The organism is Amycolatopsis sp. NPDC000009 (assembly GCF_055563465.1).
In genome coordinates, this window is record NZ_JBVHDI010000001.1 from 482,538 (window position 1) to 503,717 (window position 21,180).

27 protein-coding genes are annotated in these 21,180 nt (G+C 69.2%); 24 read left to right on the forward strand and 3 right to left on the reverse strand.

The window, feature by feature from the left end; all coding sequences use genetic code 11:
* Position 1: 1 nt before the first annotated feature.
* The 6 genes from ACZ3HL_RS02500 (at position 2) to ACZ3HL_RS02525 (ending at position 3,895) form a co-directional block, all read left to right on the forward strand.
* Complete coding sequence (locus ACZ3HL_RS02500; protein ID WP_465528309.1) at positions 2 to 1,354, forward strand: hemolysin family protein; 1,353 nt, start codon at positions 2 to 4, stop codon at positions 1,352 to 1,354.
* The gene (locus ACZ3HL_RS02505; RefSeq protein WP_192745782.1) at positions 1,347 to 1,673 is read left to right on the forward strand and encodes a cytidine deaminase; all 327 of its coding nucleotides are present in this window, start codon (positions 1,347 to 1,349) and stop codon (positions 1,671 to 1,673) included. Before ACZ3HL_RS02500 ends, ACZ3HL_RS02505 begins: the two co-directional genes overlap by 8 nt.
* The gene (era, locus tag ACZ3HL_RS02510; RefSeq protein WP_016332464.1) at positions 1,673 to 2,572 is read left to right on the forward strand and encodes a GTPase Era; all 900 of its coding nucleotides are present in this window, start codon (positions 1,673 to 1,675) and stop codon (positions 2,570 to 2,572) included. The genes ACZ3HL_RS02505 and era overlap by 1 nt, the downstream gene beginning before the upstream one ends.
* A 156-nt stretch (positions 2,573 to 2,728) precedes the next feature.
* Positions 2,729 to 3,070 (forward strand): CD225/dispanin family protein, encoded by a 342-nt coding sequence (locus tag ACZ3HL_RS02515; RefSeq protein ID WP_465416251.1) that lies wholly within the window; start codon positions 2,729 to 2,731, stop codon positions 3,068 to 3,070.
* Between the two features lie 25 nt (positions 3,071 to 3,095).
* The gene (locus ACZ3HL_RS02520) at positions 3,096 to 3,446 is read left to right on the forward strand and encodes a CD225/dispanin family protein (protein WP_465416249.1); all 351 of its coding nucleotides are present in this window, start codon (positions 3,096 to 3,098) and stop codon (positions 3,444 to 3,446) included.
* The gene (locus ACZ3HL_RS02525) at positions 3,443 to 3,895 is read left to right on the forward strand and encodes a DUF2752 domain-containing protein (protein ID WP_465416247.1); all 453 of its coding nucleotides are present in this window, start codon (positions 3,443 to 3,445) and stop codon (positions 3,893 to 3,895) included. The genes ACZ3HL_RS02520 and ACZ3HL_RS02525 overlap by 4 nt, the downstream gene beginning before the upstream one ends.
* Before the next feature lie 192 nt (positions 3,896 to 4,087).
* On the opposite strand, the gene ACZ3HL_RS02530 is transcribed toward ACZ3HL_RS02525, so the two are convergent.
* On the reverse strand, positions 4,088 to 4,465 hold the full coding sequence (locus ACZ3HL_RS02530; protein WP_465528310.1) for a hypothetical protein: 378 nt from the start codon (positions 4,463 to 4,465) through the stop codon (positions 4,088 to 4,090).
* Positions 4,466 to 4,471: 6 nt separating this feature from the next.
* Between ACZ3HL_RS02530 and ACZ3HL_RS02535 the strand changes: the two genes are divergently transcribed.
* From ACZ3HL_RS02535 to ACZ3HL_RS02570, 8 genes are read left to right on the forward strand one after another with little or no spacing between them, the layout of a single operon-like run.
* Positions 4,472 to 5,266: an RDD family protein gene (locus tag ACZ3HL_RS02535; protein ID WP_465528312.1), complete on the forward strand. Its 795-nt coding sequence runs from the start codon at positions 4,472 to 4,474 to the stop codon at positions 5,264 to 5,266.
* 54 nt (positions 5,267 to 5,320) lie between these two features.
* Positions 5,321 to 5,791: a CD225/dispanin family protein gene (locus ACZ3HL_RS02540; protein ID WP_465416241.1), complete on the forward strand. Its 471-nt coding sequence runs from the start codon at positions 5,321 to 5,323 to the stop codon at positions 5,789 to 5,791.
* A gap of 38 nt (positions 5,792 to 5,829) precedes the next feature.
* Positions 5,830 to 6,261, forward strand: coding sequence for a CD225/dispanin family protein (locus ACZ3HL_RS02545; RefSeq protein WP_465416239.1), 432 nt, complete (start codon positions 5,830 to 5,832; stop codon positions 6,259 to 6,261).
* A gap of 49 nt (positions 6,262 to 6,310) precedes the next feature.
* The gene (gene recO / locus ACZ3HL_RS02550; RefSeq protein WP_125676128.1) at positions 6,311 to 7,072 is read left to right on the forward strand and encodes a DNA repair protein RecO; all 762 of its coding nucleotides are present in this window, start codon (positions 6,311 to 6,313) and stop codon (positions 7,070 to 7,072) included.
* A 39-nt stretch (positions 7,073 to 7,111) separates the two neighbouring features.
* Entirely contained in the window at positions 7,112 to 7,933 is an 822-nt protein-coding gene (locus tag ACZ3HL_RS02555; protein WP_465528314.1) for an isoprenyl transferase, read from the forward strand.
* Entirely contained in the window at positions 7,930 to 8,352 is a 423-nt protein-coding gene (locus tag ACZ3HL_RS02560; protein WP_005158775.1) for a hypothetical protein, read from the forward strand. The genes ACZ3HL_RS02555 and ACZ3HL_RS02560 overlap by 4 nt, the downstream gene beginning before the upstream one ends.
* Before the next feature lie 37 nt (positions 8,353 to 8,389).
* On the forward strand, positions 8,390 to 9,406 hold the full coding sequence (locus ACZ3HL_RS02565) for a permease (protein WP_465528316.1): 1,017 nt from the start codon (positions 8,390 to 8,392) through the stop codon (positions 9,404 to 9,406).
* Positions 9,403 to 10,128, forward strand: coding sequence for a TIGR03943 family putative permease subunit (locus ACZ3HL_RS02570; RefSeq protein WP_465528318.1), 726 nt, complete (start codon positions 9,403 to 9,405; stop codon positions 10,126 to 10,128). Before ACZ3HL_RS02565 ends, ACZ3HL_RS02570 begins: the two co-directional genes overlap by 4 nt.
* Before the next feature lie 72 nt (positions 10,129 to 10,200).
* Here the strand turns inward: ACZ3HL_RS02570 and ACZ3HL_RS02575 are convergent, their stop codons facing one another.
* Positions 10,201 to 10,614 (reverse strand): Fur family transcriptional regulator, encoded by a 414-nt coding sequence (locus ACZ3HL_RS02575; RefSeq protein ID WP_034316411.1) that lies wholly within the window; start codon positions 10,612 to 10,614, stop codon positions 10,201 to 10,203.
* Positions 10,615 to 10,616: 2 nt separating this feature from the next.
* Positions 10,617 to 11,000 (reverse strand): ArsR/SmtB family transcription factor, encoded by a 384-nt coding sequence (locus tag ACZ3HL_RS02580; protein ID WP_126729475.1) that lies wholly within the window; start codon positions 10,998 to 11,000, stop codon positions 10,617 to 10,619.
* A gap of 263 nt (positions 11,001 to 11,263) precedes the next feature.
* On the opposite strand from ACZ3HL_RS02580, the gene ACZ3HL_RS02585 reads away from it, so the two are divergent.
* The 10 genes from ACZ3HL_RS02585 to ACZ3HL_RS02630 all read left to right on the forward strand — a co-directional run bounded on the left by ACZ3HL_RS02585 (position 11,264) and on the right by ACZ3HL_RS02630 (position 21,083).
* Positions 11,264 to 12,334: a hypothetical protein gene (locus ACZ3HL_RS02585; RefSeq protein WP_465528320.1), complete on the forward strand. Its 1,071-nt coding sequence runs from the start codon at positions 11,264 to 11,266 to the stop codon at positions 12,332 to 12,334.
* Between the two features lie 7 nt (positions 12,335 to 12,341).
* A complete protein-coding gene (locus ACZ3HL_RS02590; protein ID WP_465528322.1) occupies positions 12,342 to 12,971 on the forward strand; it encodes a class F sortase in 630 nt (209 codons plus the stop codon).
* A 158-nt stretch (positions 12,972 to 13,129) separates the two neighbouring features.
* Complete coding sequence (locus ACZ3HL_RS02595; RefSeq protein ID WP_465528324.1) at positions 13,130 to 13,816, forward strand: class F sortase; 687 nt, start codon at positions 13,130 to 13,132, stop codon at positions 13,814 to 13,816.
* A 93-nt stretch (positions 13,817 to 13,909) separates the two neighbouring features.
* Complete coding sequence (locus tag ACZ3HL_RS02600; RefSeq protein ID WP_034316415.1) at positions 13,910 to 15,298, forward strand: glycine--tRNA ligase; 1,389 nt, start codon at positions 13,910 to 13,912, stop codon at positions 15,296 to 15,298.
* 334 nt (positions 15,299 to 15,632) lie between these two features.
* Positions 15,633 to 16,550, forward strand: a complete 918-nt coding sequence (locus ACZ3HL_RS02605) for an ABC transporter ATP-binding protein (RefSeq protein WP_465528326.1) — start codon at positions 15,633 to 15,635, stop codon at positions 16,548 to 16,550.
* Entirely contained in the window at positions 16,547 to 17,275 is a 729-nt protein-coding gene (locus ACZ3HL_RS02610) for an ABC transporter permease (RefSeq protein WP_465528328.1), read from the forward strand. Before ACZ3HL_RS02605 ends, ACZ3HL_RS02610 begins: the two co-directional genes overlap by 4 nt.
* Before the next feature lie 15 nt (positions 17,276 to 17,290).
* The gene (locus tag ACZ3HL_RS02615; RefSeq protein WP_465416222.1) at positions 17,291 to 18,487 is read left to right on the forward strand and encodes a sensor histidine kinase; all 1,197 of its coding nucleotides are present in this window, start codon (positions 17,291 to 17,293) and stop codon (positions 18,485 to 18,487) included.
* On the forward strand, positions 18,484 to 19,089 hold the full coding sequence (locus ACZ3HL_RS02620) for a response regulator transcription factor (RefSeq protein WP_457956588.1): 606 nt from the start codon (positions 18,484 to 18,486) through the stop codon (positions 19,087 to 19,089). Before ACZ3HL_RS02615 ends, ACZ3HL_RS02620 begins: the two co-directional genes overlap by 4 nt.
* Before the next feature lie 32 nt (positions 19,090 to 19,121).
* Positions 19,122 to 19,775 carry a YdcF family protein gene (locus ACZ3HL_RS02625; protein WP_465528330.1) on the forward strand — a complete coding sequence of 218 codons (654 nt, stop codon included), beginning with the start codon at positions 19,122 to 19,124 and terminating at the stop codon, positions 19,773 to 19,775.
* Between the two features lie 39 nt (positions 19,776 to 19,814).
* Positions 19,815 to 21,083, forward strand: coding sequence for a deoxyguanosinetriphosphate triphosphohydrolase (locus ACZ3HL_RS02630; RefSeq protein ID WP_465528332.1), 1,269 nt, complete (start codon positions 19,815 to 19,817; stop codon positions 21,081 to 21,083).
* Positions 21,084 to 21,180: the final 97 nt, after the last annotated feature.

Consider the following 21,180-nt stretch of genomic DNA (forward strand, 5'->3'; position numbering starts at 1 on the left):
AATGGGTAGTCCCGCGGCCCTGCTGATCATCGCCATCGCGCTGATCCTGCTCGCCGGGGTGTTCGCGGCCGCCGACGCGGCGGTCAGCACGGTCTCCAAGGCCCGCGCCGACGGGCTCGTGCGGCTCGGCAGGCCCGGCGCGCGCCAGCTTTCGCTGGTCATCGCCGAACGCCGCCGCCACATCAACCTGATCCTGTTGCTGCGGATGACCTGCGAGCTGACCGCCACCGTGCTGGTCACCGTCGACGTCCTCCGCTGGGTCCAGCCGCTGTGGCTCGCCGTCGTCGTCGCCGCGGGCGTGATGGTCGTGGTGAGCTACGTGCTCATCGGGGTCGGCCCGCGCACCCTCGGCCGCCAGCACCCGTACCGGATCGGCCTGGTCGTCGCGGGCCCCGTCCGCGTCCTCGGGTCGATCCTCGGCCCGCTCAGCAGGCTGCTGATCGTCCTCGGTAACGCCATCACCCCCGGCCGCGGCTTCCGCGAAGGCCCGTTCACCTCCGAAGTCGAGCTGCGGGAGCTGGTCGACCTCGCGCAGGAACGCGGCGTCGTCGAGGAATCCGAACGCGAGATGATCCACTCGGTGTTCGAGCTCGGTGACACCGTCGCGCGCGAGGTCATGGTGCCGCGGACGGAGATCGTCTGGATCGAGCACGACAAGACCGTGCGCCAGGCGCTCGCGCTGGCCCTGCGGACCGGGTTCACCCGGCTGCCGGTGATCGGCGACTCCGTCGACGACGTGGTGGGCGTGGTCAACATCAAGGACCTCATGCCCGCGTACATGGCCGAGGGCGGCTCGCAGCGCCAGGTCCAGGAGCTGATGAACCAGGCGAGCTTCGTGCCGGATTCCAAGCGGCTCGACGATCTGCTCAAGGAGATGCAGGTCTCCCACAACCACATGGCGATCGCCGTCGACGAGTACGGCGGCACCGCCGGCCTGCTCACCATCGAGGACATCCTCGAAGAGATCGTCGGCGAGATCACCGACGAATCCGACACCGACGAACGTCCCGAGGTCGAAGAACTCGAAAACGGCGCGGTCCGCGTCTCGTCCCGGCTCTCGATCGACGACCTGGGCGAACTGTTCGGGATCGACCTCGAAGACCACGACGTGGAGACCGTGGGCGGGCTGCTCGCCGAGCGACTGGGTAGGGTCCCGCTGCCGGGGGCCGAAGCCGAGGTCGCCGGACTTCGGCTGTTCGCCGAAGGCGGTAAGGACCGGCGCGGGCGGATGCGGATCACCACGGTGGTCGTCCACCCCGCCGACGCGGACGCGGTGACCGACCCTGCCCAGGGCAGGCGCCGGACCCGGATCCCGCAGCCCGAGGAAAGTGACAGGAGTGTCGAACATGCCTGAGCTGGACGCCGAAGACCAGAAGCTGGTGACCCTGGCCAGGTCCGCGCGAGCCCGCACCCAGGCCGCCGAAGGCGCCGCGCTCCGCGACACCGACGGCCGCACCTACGCGGCGAGCACGGTCGACCAGCCGTCGTTCAAGCTCACCGCGTTGCAGGCCGCCGTCGCCGCCGCCGTTTCGAGTGGAGCCGAAGGAATCGAGGCCGCCGTCGTCGTCAGCGGTGACGCCCTCCTGAACGGCGCCTCCCTCCAGGCGGTGCGGGACATCGCCGAAGACGCCCCCGTCTATCTCGCGGATCCCAGTGGCAAGGTGCTGAGCTGATGGCCGAGCCGCATCGTTCCGGATTCGCCTGCTTCGTCGGACGGCCCAACGCGGGCAAGTCGACGCTGACCAACGCGCTCGTCGGCAGCAAGGTGGCGATCACCTCCAGCAAACCGCAGACCACCCGCCACGCCATCCGCGGCATCGTCCACCGCGACGACGCCCAGCTGGTGATCATCGACACGCCGGGGCTGCACCGGCCGAGAACGCTGCTCGGCGAGCGGCTGAACGACATCGTCCACTCGACCTGGTCCGAAGTGGACGTTGTCGGGCTTTGTGTGCCCGCCAACGAAAAAGTCGGTCCCGGTGACCGGTTCATCGCCGCCGAACTCAAGAAGATCGCCAAGCGAACACCCGTCATCGGCGTCGTCACCAAAACGGATCTCGTGAAACCCGAGCAGGTCGCCGAGCAGTTGCTCGCCCTGCAGGAGGTCATGGAGTTCGCCGAGCTGATCCCGGTGTCCGCTGTGGACGGTTTCCAGGTCGGTGCGCTCTCGGACCTGCTGGTGCGGCACCTTCCCGAAGGGCCGCAGCTGTACCCGGGCGGCGAACTCACCGACGAACCCGAGCAGACCCTCGTCGCCGAGCTGATCCGCGAGGCCGCACTGGAGGGCGTCCGGGACGAACTCCCGCATTCGATCGCCGTCACCGTCGAGGAAATGCTGCCCCACGAGGGCAGGGACGACATGATCGACGTGCACGCGTTCCTTTATGTGGAACGACCGAGTCAGAAGGGCATCATCCTCGGGCACAAGGGTGAGCGGCTCAAGGACGTCGGCGCCCGCGCCCGGCAGCAGATCGAGGGGCTTCTCGGCTCGAAGGTCTACCTCGACCTGCACATCAAGGTCGCCAAAGAGTGGCAGCGCGACCCTCGTCAGTTGCGTCGGCTGGGCTTCTGACTGAACGGAATGTCTCGATTCGGTCGCGGAGACCGGTTGATGGTGTGGAACCGGACGGGTGACCTTAGAGTCTCAACCCTTGACTCCGGTGATCGCTGATCGGGCGGCGCGCCCGGGTCGTAGTTCCACATCTCATTCGTGAAGGGAAAGCGGTAAATGACCGACAACCAGGGCCTGCCCAACTACTCCGGCGACCCTCAGGGCGGTGGCGGCTTCAACAACCCCGGCCCGCCGCCCAACAACAACCTGGTGTGGGCGATCCTCACCACGATCCTGTGCTGCCTGCCGTTCGGTATCGTCGCCATCGTCAAGGCGAACCAGGTGAACACCCTCTGGGCGCAGGGCCAGCCCGCCGCGGCGCAGGAAGCGGCCGAAGCGGCCAAGAAGTGGTCGATCATCGCGGCGATCGTCGGTGTCGTGCTCGCCATCCTGTACGTCATCCTCGTCTTCGTGCTGGGTGTCTTCGCGACCTCCGTCGACATGAACACCTACCGCTGATCGAGGCGATCGAGGGGGAGACCTCATGACCGACCAGTACCCGAACTACCCGCCTCCGGGCGGGCCACCGCCGCAGCAGCCGTACTACGGTGGCATGCCGGGCTACGGCCCGCCGCCGGACAACAACCTGGTCTGGGCCATTCTCTGCACGGTGTTGTGCTGCTTGCCGCTGGGTATCGTGGCGATCGTGAAGTCGAGCCAGGTACAGACGTTGTGGTCGCAGGGCTTCCACGCCGAAGCCCAGAAGGCCGCCGACGACGCGAAGAAGTGGTCCATGTGGGGAGCGATCTCCACGGGCGTGCTCTTCCTGCTGTACATCATCTTCATCGTGGTGATGGTCATCATCGGCGCGTCGGCGGGAAGCTTCACGCCGTGACGACGTCCGTCTACACGGGATTCCCGGCGCGCGGGTTCAAGGCGAAGGCCCGCGCGCTGGGGCCACCCCTGGCCATCGCCGCCGGCGCGGGGCTCGGCTGCGTCGTCCTCTGGCTGGGTGATCCCACCACTCCGGGCGGACCGCTTCCGGTCTGTCCCACCAAGACCTTGCTGGGCATCGCCTGTCCGGGCTGTGGCGGCATGCGCATGGTCTACAGCGCGCTGCACGGGGACATCCCCGCCGCGCTGCACTACAACGCGGTGTCCTTTGTGGTCCTTCTGCTGCTCGTCTGGAGCACCGTCGCCTGGGCGGTCGGCAGGCTCCGTGGCCGTGCGGTGAACAGCTGGCTGCACTGGCGCTGGACGCCGCTCGCGTTCGGTGTCGTGTTCGTCGTCTGGTTCGTCATCCGTAACCTGCCCTTCGCCCCGTTCACCTCGCTCTACGTGTGAGTGCCGGGCCGAGGCCCGGATCGTCGGTGGTACCGAGTACGCTCCCGCGCACCGGTCTGCTCGGTGTGTACCCATGCCGTACATTCAGCCCGGGTCGCCGCAACCAGCGAGGGGATTTCGATGACCACTCCCTACGGCCAGCAGCCGCCGGGACAGCAGCCGCCGCCCGGATCCGGGGACGGGCAGCAGCAGTCACCGCAGCCGCACCAGCCGTTCGGACAGCCGTCGGGAGAACAGCCCTCGCCGTTCGGCCAGCAGCAGCCGGGCGAGCAGGCTTCGCCCTTCGGGCAGCAGCCGCAGCTGGGTGGCCAGCCTTCGCCGTTCGGTCAGCAGGCGCCCGGCGAACAGGCTTCGCCCTTCGGGCAGCAGCCGCAGCAGGGTGACCAGTCTTCGCCGTTCGGGCAACAGCCGCAGTCCCCGTTCGGCCAGCAGCCGGGCCAGCCGTTCGGCGCGCAGCCGCAGTCGCCGTTCGGCCAGCAGCCGGGCCAGCCGTCCCCGTTCGGGCAGCAGGGTCAGCCCTCGCCGTTCGGTCAGCCCACCCAGTTCGGCCCGCAGACCGACTACGCCCACTGGGGCGTGCGCGCGGGCGCGACGCTCATCGACTTCGGCCCGATCGTCGTGCTCCCGATCATCGGCATGATCATCTCGGCGATCGGGCCTGACACGCTCGGCCTGTTCATCGCCGGTCTCGGTTATCTCGCGGGCTTCGCTTGGACCGTCTACAACCGGTGGATCAAGATGGGCACCACCGGCCAATCGCTCGGCAAGAAGATCCTGAAGATCAAGCTCGTCCGCGAGAGCGACGGGCAGCCGATCGGCCCGCTGATGGCTTTCGTCCGGGATCTGTGCCACAACCTCGACGGCTGGGTCTGCGGTCTCGGTTATCTCTGGCCGCTGTGGGACGAGAAGAACCAGACGTTCGCCGACAAGATCCTCAGCACCGTCGTCGTGCCGGGTGAGGCCGACGCCGTGCCCGCGTCGGCGCCGTTCGGCCAGACGCCGGGATTCCCCGCGCCGCCGCAGCCGGCTTCGTCGTCGTTCCCCGCGCCGCCCTCGCCGTTCGGCCAGCAACCGCAGCAGCCGTTCGGCGCGCCCCAGCAGTCCCAGCAGCCACACGCGTTCGGGCAGCAACCGTCCCAGCCGTTCGGTCAGCAGCCGCAGGGAACCGCGGCGCCGTCCGCGGAGTCCCAGCCTGGACCGGCCCTGGGCGAGGCCGAGCCGACGCAGGTCCTCCGCCCGGGACAGCAACCTCAGCAGGCGCCGTCCGGGTTCGACGAAGCCGAGCCGACGCAGAAGATCACCCCGGAGCAGCTGAGGCAGCAGTTGCCCGGAGCGGATGGGCCCAACGGGCCCGGCACACCGCAGCAGTAAGGAACGACCGGCGGGATCCACCCGCCGGGAAGCACGACACAAGTGGGGAACCCGATGACGAACCCGTACGGCCAGCAGCCCGGCCCCGGCCAGCAGCCCTATGGCCAGCAGCCTCAGCCCGGATACGGACCCCCGTCCGGCGCCACGCCCGCGCCGTACGGCCAGCCTTCCGGCCCGAACCCGATGCCGTACGGCCAGCCGGCGCCGTATGGCCAGCCCGCGCCGTACGGTCAGCCCGCCCCCTACGGTGCTCCGGGCGGGATGCCCGGTGGTGGCGGTGACATCAACTCGATCCCGGACTACAAGGGCTGGGCGATCGGCTGCATCTTCCTCTGCTGGATCATCGCGATCTTCGCGATCATGAAGTCCAACGAGGTCAACACCTACAAGATGCAGGGCAACTACGCCGCCGCCATGGACGCGTCGAAGTCGACGAAGACCATGTGCATGATCGCCTCGATCATCGGCGGGGTCGGCTGCCTGTTCTCCATTCTCTGGATCGTCCTGGTCGCCGTGAGCATCTAGCCCGACCCGTAGCCGAAAGAACGACGAGGACCACTTTCATGACCAACCCCTACGGCCAGCAGCAGCCCTACGGACAGCAGCCTGGCTATGGGCCGCCCTCCGGTGGCATGCCCGCTCCCTACGGTCAGCCCGCTCCGTACGGCCAGCCTTCCCCTTACGGCGCTCCGGGCGGTATGCCGGGCGGTGGTGGCGACATCAACGCCATCAAGGACTACAAGGGCTGGGCGATCGGCTGCATCTTCCTCTGCTGGATCATCGCGATCTTCGCGATCATGAAGTCCAACGAGGTCAACACCTACAAGATGCAGGGCAACTACGCCGCCGCCGCGGACGCGTCACGGTCGACGCGGACCATGTGCATGATCGCGTCGATCATCGGCGGCCTCGGCTGCGTGTTCGCCATCGTGATGATCATCATCTCGATCGTCGCGGCCGCGTCCGTGCCGAGCTGCTACGGCCGCTACTGCTGATTCCGGGGCGCACCACCCCGATGTCGGTCCCGGGTGGGACGATGTCGGGGTGGTGAACCTCTATCGCGACACCGGAGTGGTGTTGCGGACGCACAAGCTGGGTGAGGCCGACCGGATCGTCACCCTCCTCACGCGGCGGCACGGCAAGGTCCGTGCGGTCGCGAAAGGCGTGCGTCGGACGTCATCGCGTTTCGGGGCCCGGCTGGAGCCGTTCGGCCACGTCGACGTCCAGTTCTACACCGGCCGCTCGCTCGACGTGATCACCCAGGTCGAGACGGTCGACGCCTTCGCGCTGCCGCTGGTGGCCGATTACCAGCGTTACACCGCCGCGAGCGCCATCGCCGAGACCGCGGACCGGTTGTCCGCAGAAGAGGGCGAGCCGGTGCTCAAGCTGTACATGCTCGTCGTCGGGGCGCTTCGCGCGCTCGCGGGCGGGGAACGGGACAGTTCCCTCATCCTCGACGCCTTCTTCCTGCGGGCCATGGCTTACGCCGGCTGGGCGCCCGCGATCACCGAATGCGCCCGCTGCGGCCTGCCGGGGCCGCACAAGGCGTTCAGCGTGTCCGCCGGTGGCTCGATGTGCCCGGATTGCCGGGTCCCCGGCTGTGTCCACCCTTCCCCGGAGGTGCTGACGCTGCTGGCGGCGCTCCTGCACGGCGAGTGGCCGGTGGCCGAAGCTTCGCAGCCGGTGCCGCGGCGGGACGCGTCCGGCCTGGTCGCGGCCCATCTGCAGTGGCATCTGGAGCGCCAGTTGCGGTCGCTGCCGCTGGTGGAGAGGCGTGCGCGGGAGACCAGCACGCAGGCGCAGTAGGGTCGCAGGCACAGATTCGCTCGATCAGGAGGCTCGAAGGTGCTGCGCAGGGGACGCGAGAACAAGGCGTCACAATTCGAACTTCGCGCGCCGGAGCCGCATCCGTCCGGCGCCCGGCCGCCGGAGATCCCCAAGGAACTCCTCCCGAAGCATGTCGCGCTGGTGATGGACGGCAACGGCCGCTGGGCCAACCAGCGGGGACTGCCGCGGATCGAAGGCCACAAACGCGGTGAAGCGGTGATGATCGACGTCGCCAGCGGTGCCGTGGAGCTCGGGGTCAAATGGCTGTCGGTGTACGCGTTCTCCACCGAGAACTGGAAGCGGAGCCCGGAGGAGGTCCGCTTCCTGATGGGCTTCAACCGCGACACCATCCGCCGCCAGGTCGACTACCTCGGTTCGATCGGCGTCCGCATCCGCTGGGCGGGCCGCCGTCCCAAACTGTGGGCGAGTGTCATCAAGGAACTGCAGGTCGCCGAGGAGAAGACCAAGCACAACACGGCGCTGAACATGACCATGTGCGTCAACTACGGCGGCCGTGCCGAACTGGGTGATGCCATGCGCCGGATCGCGCAGGACGTCGCCGACGGGAAGCTGAACCCGGACAAGGTCACCGAGAAGACCATCGGGAAGTACCTGTACCAGCCCGACATGCCGGACGTGGACCTGTTCCTGCGGCCGTCGGGGGAGCAGCGCACGTCGAACTTCCTGCTCTGGCAGTCGGCCTACGCCGAGATGGTCTACCAGGACACGCTCTTCCCGGACTTCGACCGCACCCACCTGTGGCGGGCCTGCCTCGAGTTCGCGAAACGGGACCGCCGCTTCGGCGGGGCCATCGACAAGGCTTCCGAAGGGAAGGCATGACTACCGAAGCAGCCGACACGGCGGCGTTGCTGACGTCGGCACGGGAAGCCCTCGAGCGCTATCTCGAAGTCCACGTCGACGACGACGGCGCGCTGACCTTCTCGCACGCGGACGTCCCGTGCGTCATCCAGGCGACCCGGCTGGCCGAAGGGCTGACCGTGCTGAGCCTGACCTGCGTCGTCGCCTGGGATCTGCCGGACGACCCGGCGATCGCGGCCTCGGCGGCGGAACGCGCCGGGCAGGGCCTGTTCGGGACGCTCGGGGTCGTGCGCTCGGAGAAGGGCATCGACATCACGCTGAGGTACGCGTTCCCGGCCGAGGGCATGGATCCCTCACCGCTCGGAACGCTGCTCATGCTGGTCGTCTCGACCGCGTCGCAGCTGCGTTCGGACCTGCTGGGGACCGCTCCCGGGGAGTGACCGCCGGAACGCTGGGTCACCTGGCATCATCGCGCGCATGGAAACCATTTCCAGGAGCGCCCCGGAGCGGAAGCCCGCCCGGCGGTTCAAGATCACCTCGATCGAGGTGCTCTGCGCGATCCTGCTGATCGCGATCCTCGGGCAGAGCTGGCTCCAGCAGGTGTTCGACGTGCCCGCGCTGCGGACCGGCTCGACGGTGTTCGTCGCGGTCTGCGTGCAGGCACTGCCGTTCCTCGTGCTCGGGGTGCTGATCAGCGGCGCGATCGCGGCGTTCGTGCCCGCGCGGGTGCTGGAGAAGGTGCTTCCGCGCCGGGCCGGTGCGGCGGTCGGCGTCGCGGGGCTGGCCGGGGTCGCCCTGCCGGGGTGTGAGTGCGCGTCGGTGCCGGTCGCGCGGCGGCTGATCGGGCAGGGCGTCGCGCCCGCGGCCGCGCTGACGTTCCTGCTGGCCGCGCCCGCGGTCAACCCGGTGGTGCTGGTCGCCACCGCGGTGGCGTTCCCGGGGAACCCGGAGATGGTGTTCGCCCGGTTCGCCGGTTCGCTCGCCACGGCGATGGTGATGGGCTGGCTGTGGGCGAAGTGGGGCAAGCTCGACTGGATCGCGGAGCGCGCTTTGCGGCGCCTTCCCGAGGTCCGGCACGGCTCGCGCTGGAAGACCTTCGCCGAGACCGCGCGGGGGGACCTGGTCGAGGCGGGCGGGTTCCTCGTGCTCGGCGCGATGATCGCCGCCGCGATGAACGTGCTGGTGCCCGCCAAGTGGTTCGGGGTGCTGGGTGAGCAGATCGTGCTCGGGGTGCTGGTGATGGCCGTGCTCGCCGTCGTGCTGGCGCTGTGCAGCGAGGCCGACGCCTTCGTCGCCGCGTCGCTGACCGCGATGCCGCTGCTGCCGAAACTGGTGTTCCTGGTGGTCGGGCCCGCGATCGACGTGAAGCTGTTCGCGCTGCAGACCGGCACCTTCGGCAAGTCGTTCGCGCTGCGGTTCGCGCCCGTGACGTTCGTCGTCGCGCTCAGCTGCGCGGTCGTCTCGGGCACGCTGATCCTCGGAGGTGGCGTGTGAAACGCGAGACCCAGAACATCCTGCTGATCCTGCTCGGCGGGGCGCTGCTCAAGATCACGATCAACGGCGACTACCTGCGCTACGTGAAACCCGCGCAGCAGCCGTGGATCATCGCCGGCGGCGCGGTGATGGTCGCGCTGGGCGCGGTCGCGATCGTCCGCGACCTGCTGGCCGCGCGGGCCGCGGCCGCCGTGTCCGGGGACGTCCACGCGCACGACCACAACACCCGGTCGGCCTGGTTGCTGATGGTGCCGGTGCTGGCCGTGTTCCTGGTCGCGCCGCCCGCGCTGGGCGCCGATTCGGTGACCCGCACGGAGGCGAGGGCGCCGCAAAGCGCTTCGGCGAGCAACGCGGCCGCCTTCCCGCCGCTGCCCGCCGGGGACGTGGTCCCGTTGGAGGTCAACGAGTTCGTCAGCCGGGCGGGCTGGGACAAGAGCGGGAGCCTGAACGGGCGGACGGTGCGGCTGTCCGGGTTCGTGGTGCACAACGAGGGCAACACGATGCTGGCGCGGATGGTGATCGGCTGCTGTGCCGCCGACGCCTTCCCGATCACCGTGCGGATGGTGGGCGAGGGCGTGTCGGGCTTCGGGAACGACACCTGGCTGGAGGTCACCGGGACGGTCGTGCCGGGGACCGCGGTGCGGGAGAACAGCTACATGCCGGACCTGACGCTCGCTTCGGTTCGGCAGGTGCCGGCGCCGAAGGACCCCTACGAGTACTGATCCGACTGGGTCGCCTCGTGAGTGGTAAGGACGGTTCTAACCGTCCTTACCACTCACGAGACGCACAGCTCGTCAGTGGTTCGAGCAGGTCCCGACGATCTCCACGGTGTGGCTGATGTCGGAGAAACCGTGCTCCGAAGCGATCTTCTCGGCCCAGCGCTCCACGGCCGGGCCCTCGACCTCGACGGTGCTGCCGCAGATCCGGCACACCAGGTGATGGTGGTGGTGCGACGAGCAGCGCCGGTAGATGGCCTCGCCCGTGTCGGTGCGCAGGACGTCGATCTCCCCGGCCTCCGAGAGCGACTGCAAGGTCCGGTACACCGTGGTGAGCCCGATCCCGTCGCCGCGTTTGCGCAGCTCGTCGTGCAGTTCCTGGGCGGAACGGAAGTCGTCGATCTCCTTGAGCAGCTCGACCACGGCGGCCCGCTGTTTCGTCGACCGGCGTCCCGGCACCGGCGCGGAACTGTTGGCCGTCGTCGGACTCATGCTCACTTCCCCTCCTGAACGTGGGCTACGGCGTCCACCACGATATGCGCAAGGTGATCGTCGACCAGCCGGTACACCACCTCACGGCCGCGTCGCTCACCCTGTACGACACCCGCGGTCTTCAGCACCCGCAGGTGCTGGCTGATCAGCGGCTGCGCGACATCGAGCGTGTCCACCAGTTCGTGGACGCACCGGTCCGCGTTACGCAGTTGCAGCACGATGGCGATACGCACGGGTGCGGCGAGCGCCCGGAGCAGGTCACCCGCGTCCGCGAGGACGGCGGGCGAGGCCGACACGGCGGGTTCGGCGGGGGGACGGGCCGACGAATGCGGTCCGGGGTCTTCCGCGAGGCCCGCGGCGGCCGAGTCCGGGGTCACCGTAGCCATCGCCGCCTCCATGTCCATCATGATTTCCGAAGTCATTGCCAGTAACAGTCCTGCCCATCTTAGTGTTCCCGCCCCCGGGTGGTCTGTTCGCCGACCGGGCGACCACCCGGGGGCGACGTTACTGCTCCATTCGGGTGAGTTCGCAAAGAAATGACCATTCCGCTTCGCATGTCGTCGCCAACGGTGCAAGGTTGTCGCGGAGCGTTTCGTCGCTTCTCGCTGACGACCGCGCTCTGAGCGCCCGGAGAAGGCAGTGGGGAGACATGACTCGTTTCGTGACGAAGCTGGCCGCCGCGACCGCGGCCGTCGCTTTGGCGTCGGTTCCGGGGCTCGCCTCGGCGCAGACGACGCAGGCCGTCGATGAGAAGACCGGCCCCGTGTCGTTCGCGAACGTGGCGTCGGTGCGCATCGGGAACCCGGGATCGCTGATCACCGAGACCCAGCGCTCGCCGTTGACCCCCGGTCAGTCGAAACTCTCCCCCGACCGCACCGTCGTCCCGCGCGACGCCGGCGAGCAGAGCACGCTCGGTGACAAATGGGTCATCAACCTGGGCCGCTTCGACGCGCAGAGCCCGTTCCCGGCCGGGATCGCCAGCCGCGATCACAACGTGGTCGCCGCGCTGCAGCAGACCACGGTCCCGACGGCGGTCGCGGAGACCAACTACGCCCTGATCGACAACGGACGCGGCGGCGCGAAGCCGGTCGACAACACCGTCCTGGTGCTCGAAGGCGCGAAGAGTTCCGTCGACTGTGCCGCGCCGGGCAAGGCGACGTCGTCGACGAGCGCGGGCAAGATCTGGGTCCGGGACGAGAACGGCGACCTCAAGCCGTCCGGCGCTTCGGGCGTCGACGTCAAGGGACTCAAGCTCGGCCCGCCGTCGATGGTCAAGAACGAGAAACTCAGCAAGGACAAGACCACCTCCGACCTGACCGTGACCCGGGTGACCGCCTTCGACCAGCTCATCCGGCAGGACGGCTGGCGCGCCGGTGACGTGACCGCGGTCGCGGGCTGGAAGGTGGACGTCGTCACCCACGTGCGCGACGAGACGGGCAAGGATCTGCGCGAAGCCCGCACGACGATCGTGCTCGGCGGCGTGAGCTGCGCGATCCCGAGGAACTTCGTGGCGAAGCCCGCCGGCGGTACGGGACCGGGCGCGGCGCCCGCGCAGCCCGCGGTGCCGGGGACGGTGCCCGCGGGCGGTGTCCCGCCGCAGACCGCGGACTCGACGCGGACCGTGGTCGGGCTCGGGCTGCTGGGCGGCGGCATCGTGATCGGCGCCGCGGCCATGCTGCTGCTCCGCCGTCGCAAGCCCGTGCCGGTGCGGGAGGAGTAGCGGCGCCGTGCGGTCCTGGCTGGCGGGACTGTCCGCCGTCGTCACCGCGCTGGCCATCTCGGCGGGCGTGGTCGTACTGACCTGGATCCCGGCGGAACCGGAGGTCTCGTTCGCGGAACCCGCGGTCATGCCGGGTGAGGACGGTGCCCCCTTGGCGCTACCCGCCGACAACGCGAAACGGGGGCAGCGGCCCGGCACGATCCGCCTGCCCGAAGGCGGGTCGGCGAAACTCGTCCGCTCCGAGGTCACCTCCCAGGGCGTCCTCCCGATCCCGCGCGGTCTCGGCGGCGCGGCGTGGTGGGGTGCGCGGCTCGGCGCGGAAGCGGGTACGTCGCTGATCTCCGGGCACGTCAACTGGGGCGGCGTCAAAGGGCCGTTCGACGAGCTGTGGCGGATGCGCGAGGGCCAGGAGGTGGCCGTCAGCGACGCCGCGGGCGGCATCTGGGTCTATCGCGTACGCGAAGTCGTCACCGTGCACAAGAACGAGCTGCCCGCGCAGGCGGCGAAGCTGTTCGCGCAGCGCGGGCCGCACCGGCTGGTGCTGGTCACCTGCGGTGGTGACTACCTCGGGGGAACGGACGGCTACCGGGACAACCGGGTCGTCGTCGCCACTCCCGTTTCCGGGCCGCCCGCCTGATTCCCGCATTTCGTCCTCTGAATGCGGTCCTTGCGTGTGCAACTACCGCATTCAGAGGACGAAATGCGGGAAGTCGGTGCAACCACTCGCGGCTCGCGTCGCGTGTCTAGCGACACCGGCCGCTCCGGCGGCTTGACGCGAGCAAGGAGTAATACCCGATGGTGGGACAGTTTGACGTGGACGACGCCGCCGCGGCGAGCGAGGAGCAGCCGAAAAAGCGCTCCAGCCTGGGGGTGATCCTCATCGGTGCCGCGCTCTTCGTGGTGGCGGCCGTGGTCGCGGTGCTGGTTTTCACCGGGCTGGGGTTCACTGAAAAGAGTGATCCGGTCGTCGCGGCCGTCCAGGACCAGGCGAACACGTCCGCGGGAGAGGCGGCGCAGGCCCCGGCCGACACGGGACAGGCGCCCGGCACGGTCCGCCTTCCCGGCGGCGGCACGGCGAAACTGATCCGCAAGGAGCTGACCGCGGACGGGACCCTCCCCATCCCCGAGGGTCTCGACGAAGCCACCTGGTGGGGCGCGAAACTGGGCGCCGACCAGGGCGCATCCCTGCTTTCCGGGCATGTGAACTGGAAGGGGAAGAAGGGCCCGTTCGACGAGCTGTGGCGGCTCAAGACCGGCCAGCAGGTCGACGTCGTCGACACCGACGGCGGCAAATGGGTCTACAAGATCGGCGAGGTCGTCACCGTGCACAAGACGAAGCTGGCCGAGCAGGCGGAGAAGCTGTTCGGGCCGGACGGCCCGCATCGGCTGGTGCTGGTCACCTGCGGTGGCGAGTACGTCGGCGGGACCGACGGTTACGAGGACAACCGCATCGTCACCGCCTCCTTGGTCAGCAGGCCCTGACAGCGGTTTGACCTCGCCGGAGGTCCTGCGGGGACGGGCGGTTAGTCTTGTCCTTCTAGCCCATACCCGTCCCCGCATGCTTCGGAGCGTGGAGTGCCCGCCAACACCATTGAGACCGTCGTCAGCCTGTGCAAGCGTCGAGGCTTCGTTTTCCCGTGTGGAGAGATCTACGGCGGTACCAAGTCGGCGTGGGACTACGGGCCCCTCGGTGTCGAACTCAAGGACAACATCAAGCGCCAGTGGTGGAAGACCGTCGTGCAGAGCCGCGACGACGTCGTCGGCCTCGACTCCTCGGTGATCCTGCCGCGCCAGGTGTGGGTCGCGTCGGGTCACCTCGACGTCTTCACCGACCCGCTGATCGAATGTCTGTCCTGCCACAAGCGTTTCCGCGCCGACCAGCTGGCCGAGGACTTCTCCGCCCGCTCGGGCAAGGAGGTGTCCGAGGACGACCTGTCCGAGGTGCCGTGCCCGAACTGCGGCACCCGCGGGCAGTACACCGCGCCGCGTGACTTCAACATGATGCTGAAGACCTACCTCGGGCCGGTCGAGTCCGAGGAAGGCGTGCACTACCTCCGCCCGGAGACCGCGCAGGGCATCTTCATCAACTTCCTCAACGTGCAGACCGCGGCGCGCAAGAAGCCGCCGTTCGGCATCGGCCAGATCGGCAAGTCGTTCCGGAACGAGATCACGCCGGGCAACTTCATCTTCCGCACGCGCGAGTTCGAGCAGATGGAGATGGAGTTCTTCGTCGAGCCGGGCGAGGACGAGACCTGGCACCAGTACTGGATCGACGCGCGCACCGAGTGGTACAAGGACCTCGGGATCAAGGCGGACAACCTCCGCCTCTACGAGCACCCGAAGGAAAAGCTCTCCCACTACTCGAAGCGCACCGTCGACATCGAGTACCGCTTCGCGTTCAACGCGGGCCAGGAATGGGGCGAGCTCGAAGGTATCGCGAACCGCACCGACTTCGACCTCACGACGCACTCGAACCACTCCGGCGTCGACCTGTCGTTCTTCGACCAGGCCACGAAGCAGCGGTTCCGCCCGTTCGTCATCGAGCCCGCGGCCGGTGTCGGCCGGTCGATGATGGCGTTCCTCGTCGACGCCTACCACGAGGAAGAGGTGCCGAACGCCAAGGGCAGCACCGATACCCGCGCGGTGCTCAAGCTGGACTACCGGCTCGCGCCGTTCAAGGTCGCCGTGCTCCCGTTGTCGCGCAACGCCGATCTCACGCCGAAGGCGCGTGACGTCGCCGCGGCGCTGCGCAAGCACTGGAACGTCGACTTCGACGACGCCGGCGCGATCGGCCGCCGCTACCGGCGCCAGGACGAGATCGGGACGCCGTACTGCGTCACCGTCGACTTCGACTCGCTCAACGACCACGCGGTGACCGTGCGGGAGCGCGACACCATGGCGCAGGAGCGGGTCGCGATCGACAAGCTCGAGTCTTACCTGGCGGGACGTCTGATCGGCGCCTGACACCCGGCTGGAAGTACGTGAAGGCCCCCTTCATTGCGTTAGGCGCAGTGAAGGGGGCCTTCACGTACTTACCTTCGTGTGACTGGGTGGACGACACGCGTGACTGGACGGACGACACGATCGCGACCGGGCTCCGCCGCGAGACGTCCGTCTGGACACGTGTGTCGTCCGTCCAATCACGCGTGTCGTCCCATCGCGCACGCGAGCGCAAGGTTGCGAAAGTGGCTTTCGCAACATCGCCATCGGCGCCGAGCCCTCACCCCTGACAACTGTCACCCTCAGGTCGTGACGCGCGGCCCACGCCCGGACCGCCCGGCCGCGACAAGCTCTGGGTATGCGAGAACAAGACATCAGCGCGGGGGCGGCGGTCCGGCTTTCCGGCCTGCGTAAGCACTACGGCGACGTCCATGCCGTCGACGGCGTGGACCTGACGATCGCGCCGGGCGAGGTGGTCGCCCTCCTCGGACCCAACGGCGCGGGCAAGTCCACCACCGTCGACATGATCCTGGGACTCTCGAAGTCCGACAGCGGCTCCGTGACCGTCTTCGGGCGGGAGCCGGGTGACGCGGTCGGCGACGGGATGATCGGCGCGATGCTGCAGGGCGGCGCGCTCGTCGAGGATCTCACGGTCGCCGAGACCGTCGGCATGGTCGCGGCGCTGCACCGCGAGCCGATGCCCGTGCGCGAGGCGTTGCGCCGCGCCGGGATCGAGGACATCGCGAACCGGCGCTCCACCAAGCTTTCCGGTGGGCAGAAACAACGCGTCCGGTTCGCCGTCGCGCTCGTGAGCGACCCCGATCTGCTGATCCTCGACGAGCCGACCGCCGCGATGGACGTCGGCACGCGCCGCGAGTTCTGGAAGTCCATGTACGAGTACACGAACTCCGGTCGCACGGTCCTGTTCGCGACCCACTATCTCGAAGAGGCCGAAGAGTTCGCCGACCGTGTCGTGCTGATGCGGTCGGGGCGGATCGTCGCGGACGGTTCGGTGGCGCAGGTCCGTGCGCTGGCCGGGGGACGCACGATCCGCACGGCGGTGCCCGCGGCGGCGGAGCCGGTGATCGCGGCGCTGCCCGCGGTCACCGGTTTCGAGATCCGCGCCGGCCGCGTGGCGATCTCCAGTTCCGATTCGGACGCGACGCTGCGGGCGTTGCTGAGCCACGTGCCCGAAGCGCACGACATCGAGATCAGCGCCGTCGGCCTCGAAGGCGCGTTCCTTTCCCTGACGACCAGCGAGGAAGCCGTCCGATGAACCCGACCTATCTCAAGACCGAGATCGTCCGCACCTTCCGCTCGACCAGGTTCGTGCTCTTCGCCGTCGCCTTCCCCGTGCTGATGTTCCTGTTGCAGTCCAACGTTTTCGTTGCGGGCGACGCGAGCTTCGCCGGCGTGATCATGGTCAACATGATGGCCTTCGGGGCCTTCTCCGCCGCGATGACGAGCGGCGCGAAACTCGCCATCGAGCGGTCCACCGGCTGGCAGCGCCAGCTGCGGCTGACCCCGCTGACCGGCGCGGGTTACCTCGGCGGCAAGGCGCTCTCGGCGATGCTCGTCGCCCTTCCGTCACTGCTCGTCGTCCCGCTGGTCGGCGTCCTCTTCCAGGGGGTCCACCTCGACGCCGCCGGCTGGCTTCGGCTGGTGGCGGGCATCTGGCTCGGCGCGATCCCGCTGGTGCTGCTCGGCCTCCTGCTCGGCCAGTTCGGCACGCCCGAGTCGATGCAGCCGCTGAACATGATCGTCATGATGGGCATGGGTTTCCTCGGCGGCCTGTGGATCCCGATCGACGGGATGCCGTCGTGGATGGCCGACATCGCGCAGGTGACGCCGACGTACTGGCTGATCCAGCTGGTCCGCCCGGTCGTCACCGACCAGCTCACGGTGAGCCTCCCGGCCGCGCTCGGCGTGCTGGCGGCGTGGACCGCGGTCCTCGGGGCGCTGGTGATCAGGCGTTACCGTAAGGACAGTGCGCGGGTCTGAGAAATGGGTGAACCGGTGAGCGACTACCCGGGCAGGGTCGAGACGGGCTTGAACAGCCGGGAGAACTGGTGGGCGGACATGCCGCCGCGAACCGGCCGGGGTCCCCGGCCGAGGCGGTGGGTGTTCTTCGGTCTCGCCTTCATCGTGCCCGGCTTCGTCCCCGCGGCGGTCGATCTGGCCACCGACGGGGCGACCGGGAAAGAACTGGTGATCGCCGCGCTCCTGCTCGTCTACGGCTCCTGCTACGTGCTGTTCCCGCTCAGCCTCCGGCCTTCCCGGCGGAAGACGACCTACGTCTTTTCGGTGGTGATGCTGCTCATCGGCCTCACCCTGGTGTTCCTGCACGGCAACAACCCGTACATCCTGATCTACGCGACGGCGGTGCTGGCCTTCACGTTGCCGCCGGCGTGGGCGCTGATCCTGGACGGCGGCGCGCTGCTGGTGGTGCTGGCCGTCCACCTGGTCATCGGGAAGGACGACTTCGGGGACCTGGTGGCGGTCACCTCCATCACGGCGGCGATGTTCTTCATGGCGAACCTGGTCCGCGCGGTGCGGAAACTGGAGGCAGCGAACCAGGAGATCGCGACGCTCGCGGTGGCGGGCGAACGCGAGCGCCTGGCGCGGGATCTGCACGACATCCTCGGCCACAGTCTCACCACCATCACGGTCAAGGCCGGGCTCGCCCGCCGGATCCTGGAGAGCGGCAAGGACGACCCCCGCGCGCTGCAGGAGATCCGCGAGGTCGAGGGCCTGACCCGCAGCGCGCTCTCGGACATCCGGGCCACGGTGTCGGAGTACCGCGAAGTGTCGCTGTCGGCGGAGATCGCCGGGGCGCGGGCGGCGTTGCGGGCGGCCGAGATCGACGCGGATCTGCCGCACGCGGTGGACAACGTCGATCCCGCCCTCCAGCGCACTTTCGGTTACGTGCTGAGGGAAGCGGTCACCAACGTGATCCGGCATTCCGGGGCGGAGCGGGTGAGTGTCCGGTTCGGTGAGAACTGGCTGGAGGTCGAGGACGACGGTGAAGGTGGCGACGCGACGGTGGGGAACGGCCTGCGGGGGCTCACCGAACGGTTGGACGCGGTCGGCGGGACCTTGACCGCCACCACGCCACCTGGGGGAGGATGGCTCGTCCGGGCGGAGGTACCCGAGTCCGCCTTGCGGAGCGGCGCGCTCGCGCCACTCTCCGAACCCACTGGAGGCTGCTCGTGATCCGGGTCCTGCTCGCCGACGACCAGGCGATGGTGCGCGGGGCGCTGGCCACCGTGCTCGGCCTCGAAGCCGACATCGAGGTGGTCGCCCAGGTCGGCTCGGGAGACGAAGTGCTCCAACGGGCGAAGGAGACCGCCCCGGACGTCGCGCTGCTCGACGTCCAGATGCCGGGCAAGGACGGTCTCGAAGCCGCCGCCGAACTGCACGGCGCGCTTCCGCTGTGCCGGATCATCATCTGCACCACCTTCGGCAGGCCCGGTTATCTCTCGCGGGCGATGGCCGCGGGTGCCGCGGGATTCGTCGTCAAGGACGCGCCGCCCGAGCAACTCGTGGACGCCGTCCGCCGGGTCCACGGCGGGCTCCGGGTGGTCGATCCCGCGCTCGCCGCGGAATCGCTCGCCACCGGCGCGAGCCCGCTCACCGGACGCGAACACGATGTCCTCAGGGCCGCCAAGGACGGCCGCACGGTGGCCGACGTCGCCCGTGCGCTGCACCTTTCCGAGGGCACCGTGCGCAACCATCTTTCGGCCGCGATGGGCAAGACCGGGGCGCGGACCCGGGCCGAGGCGGTGCGGCTCGCGGAAGAGCACGGCTGGCTCTGAGATCGACTCCCCGCTCTGCGAGAATCACCCGCGTGAGTACCGCCGAACGGACGAAACCGACTCGCGCGAACTGGGTGCGCCGGATCGTGGCGGGATTCCTGCTGGTCGTCGTCGCGGTGATCGGCGGAACGGCGTTCCGGGTCTGGCAGGTCGCGCGCGAGGACGTGCGCGAGGAGGCCGACGTCATCGTGGTGCTCGGCGCGGCCCAGTACAACGGCAGGCCGTCGGAGATCTTCCAGGCCCGGCTGGCCAAGGCGAAGACGCTGTACGACCAGGGCGTGGCGAAGGTGATCGTCACCGCGGGCGGCAAGAAGGCCGACGACAACTACACCGAGGCGCACGCGGGCGCGCAGTGGCTGCGCAAACGCGGCGTGCCCACGTCGGCGACCCTGCCGGTCGGTGAGGGCAGGGACACCCTGCGAAGCCTCCGCGCGGTCGCCGAGCAGGTGTGGAAACGGGGTTGGAAGACCGCGGTGCTGGTCAGCGACCCGTGGCACTCCTTCCGCGCGCGGGTGATGGCCGACGACCTCGGGCTCGAGACCTGGACGTCGCCCACCCATCGCGGCCCGATCGTGCAGACCCGCGAGACGCAGGCGCGCTACATCGTCCGCGAGACCGGCGCGCTGCTGTACTACCGCCTGACGAAGTCGCCGGCGGAGAGTCTGTTCGGTACCGGCGAGGTCTGACGCCCGATAAGTGTCGGTGAGCACGTTTAGTCTGGTCGGGTGGACACCTACACCGAGGCCGACAGGGCGCGCCTGCTGCCCGAGCGGCCCAAGGGCGCGGCGTTGGAAGGCGCCGCGGACGGGCGGAGCGCCTTCGCCCGTGATCGCGCCCGAGTGCTGCACTCGGCCGCTCTGCGCCGGCTGGCGGGCAAGACGCAGGTGGTCGGCCCAGGCGAAGGGGCCGAGGTCAGCGGCGTGCCCCGCACCCGGCTGACGCATTCGCTGGAAGTCGCCCAGATCGGCAGGGGGATCGCGGACGAGCTGGGCGCGGATCCCGATCTGGTGGACACGGCCGGCCTCGCGCACGACATCGGGCATCCGCCGTTCGGGCACAACGGCGAGCGCGCGCTGAACGAGGTCGCCCAGCCGTGCGGTGGTTTCGAGGGCAACGCGCAGACGTTGCGGATCCTGACCAGGCTGGAGCCCAAGGTCCTGCTCGAAGGCGGGCTCGTGGGCGGGCTGAACCTCACCCGCGCCTGTCTCGACGCCTCGATGAAGTACCCGTGGCCACGGGAAGAAGGCAATGCGAAGTACGGCGTCTACGCCGACGACGCCGAGGTGTTCGCGTGGGTCCGGGAAGGTGCGCCTGAGCGCCGCACCTGCCTGGAAGCACAGATCATGGACTGGTCCGACGACGTCGCCTATTCCGTGCACGACGTCGAAGACGGGGTGCTGGCGGGCCGCATCTCGTTGCGGGTGCTGGCCGACGCGGAGGAACGCGCGGCGGTGGCCGAGGCGGCGCGAAGGTTTTCGCACCGGTCGCAGTCCACTTTGGAGGGTGCGGCGAAGGAACTGCTCGACCTGCCGGTGGTCGCCGAGCTCAGCGAACCGGGGCCGGACGGGTCACTCAAGGCGCAGATCGCGTTGAAACGCCTGACGAGCGAGCTGGTCGGCCGGTTCGCGACAGCGGTCGTCGGCGCGACACGGGAGGTGTACGGCGAAGGGCCGCTGAGCCGCTACGCGGCGCGGCTGGTCATTCCGGAGCAGGTCGCGGCCGAGGTCGCGTTGCTCAAGGCGCTCGCGCTGCGGTACGTGATGAGCGACAAGCGGCGGCTCGCGATGCAGGACGGCCAGCGTCAGATGCTCGCCGAGCTGGTCGTCGCGCTGTGCCGCCGCGCGCCCGACGCGCTGGACGGCCTGTTCCTGCCCGCGTGGGAGGCCGCCTCGGACGACGCGGCCCGGCTTCGCGTGGTCGTCGACCAGGTGGCGTCGCTCACGGACGCGCAGGCCTACGCGTGGCACGCCTGGCACACCGGCCGCCACGGCTGAGCCGCTCCCGGGCCGCCCGCTCACCCTGCCCGGCCGACGGTGGGGAAACCCCCTTGGGCACCCGAAAAGGTTTGGGAATGGGGTTTTGCCAGGCGGG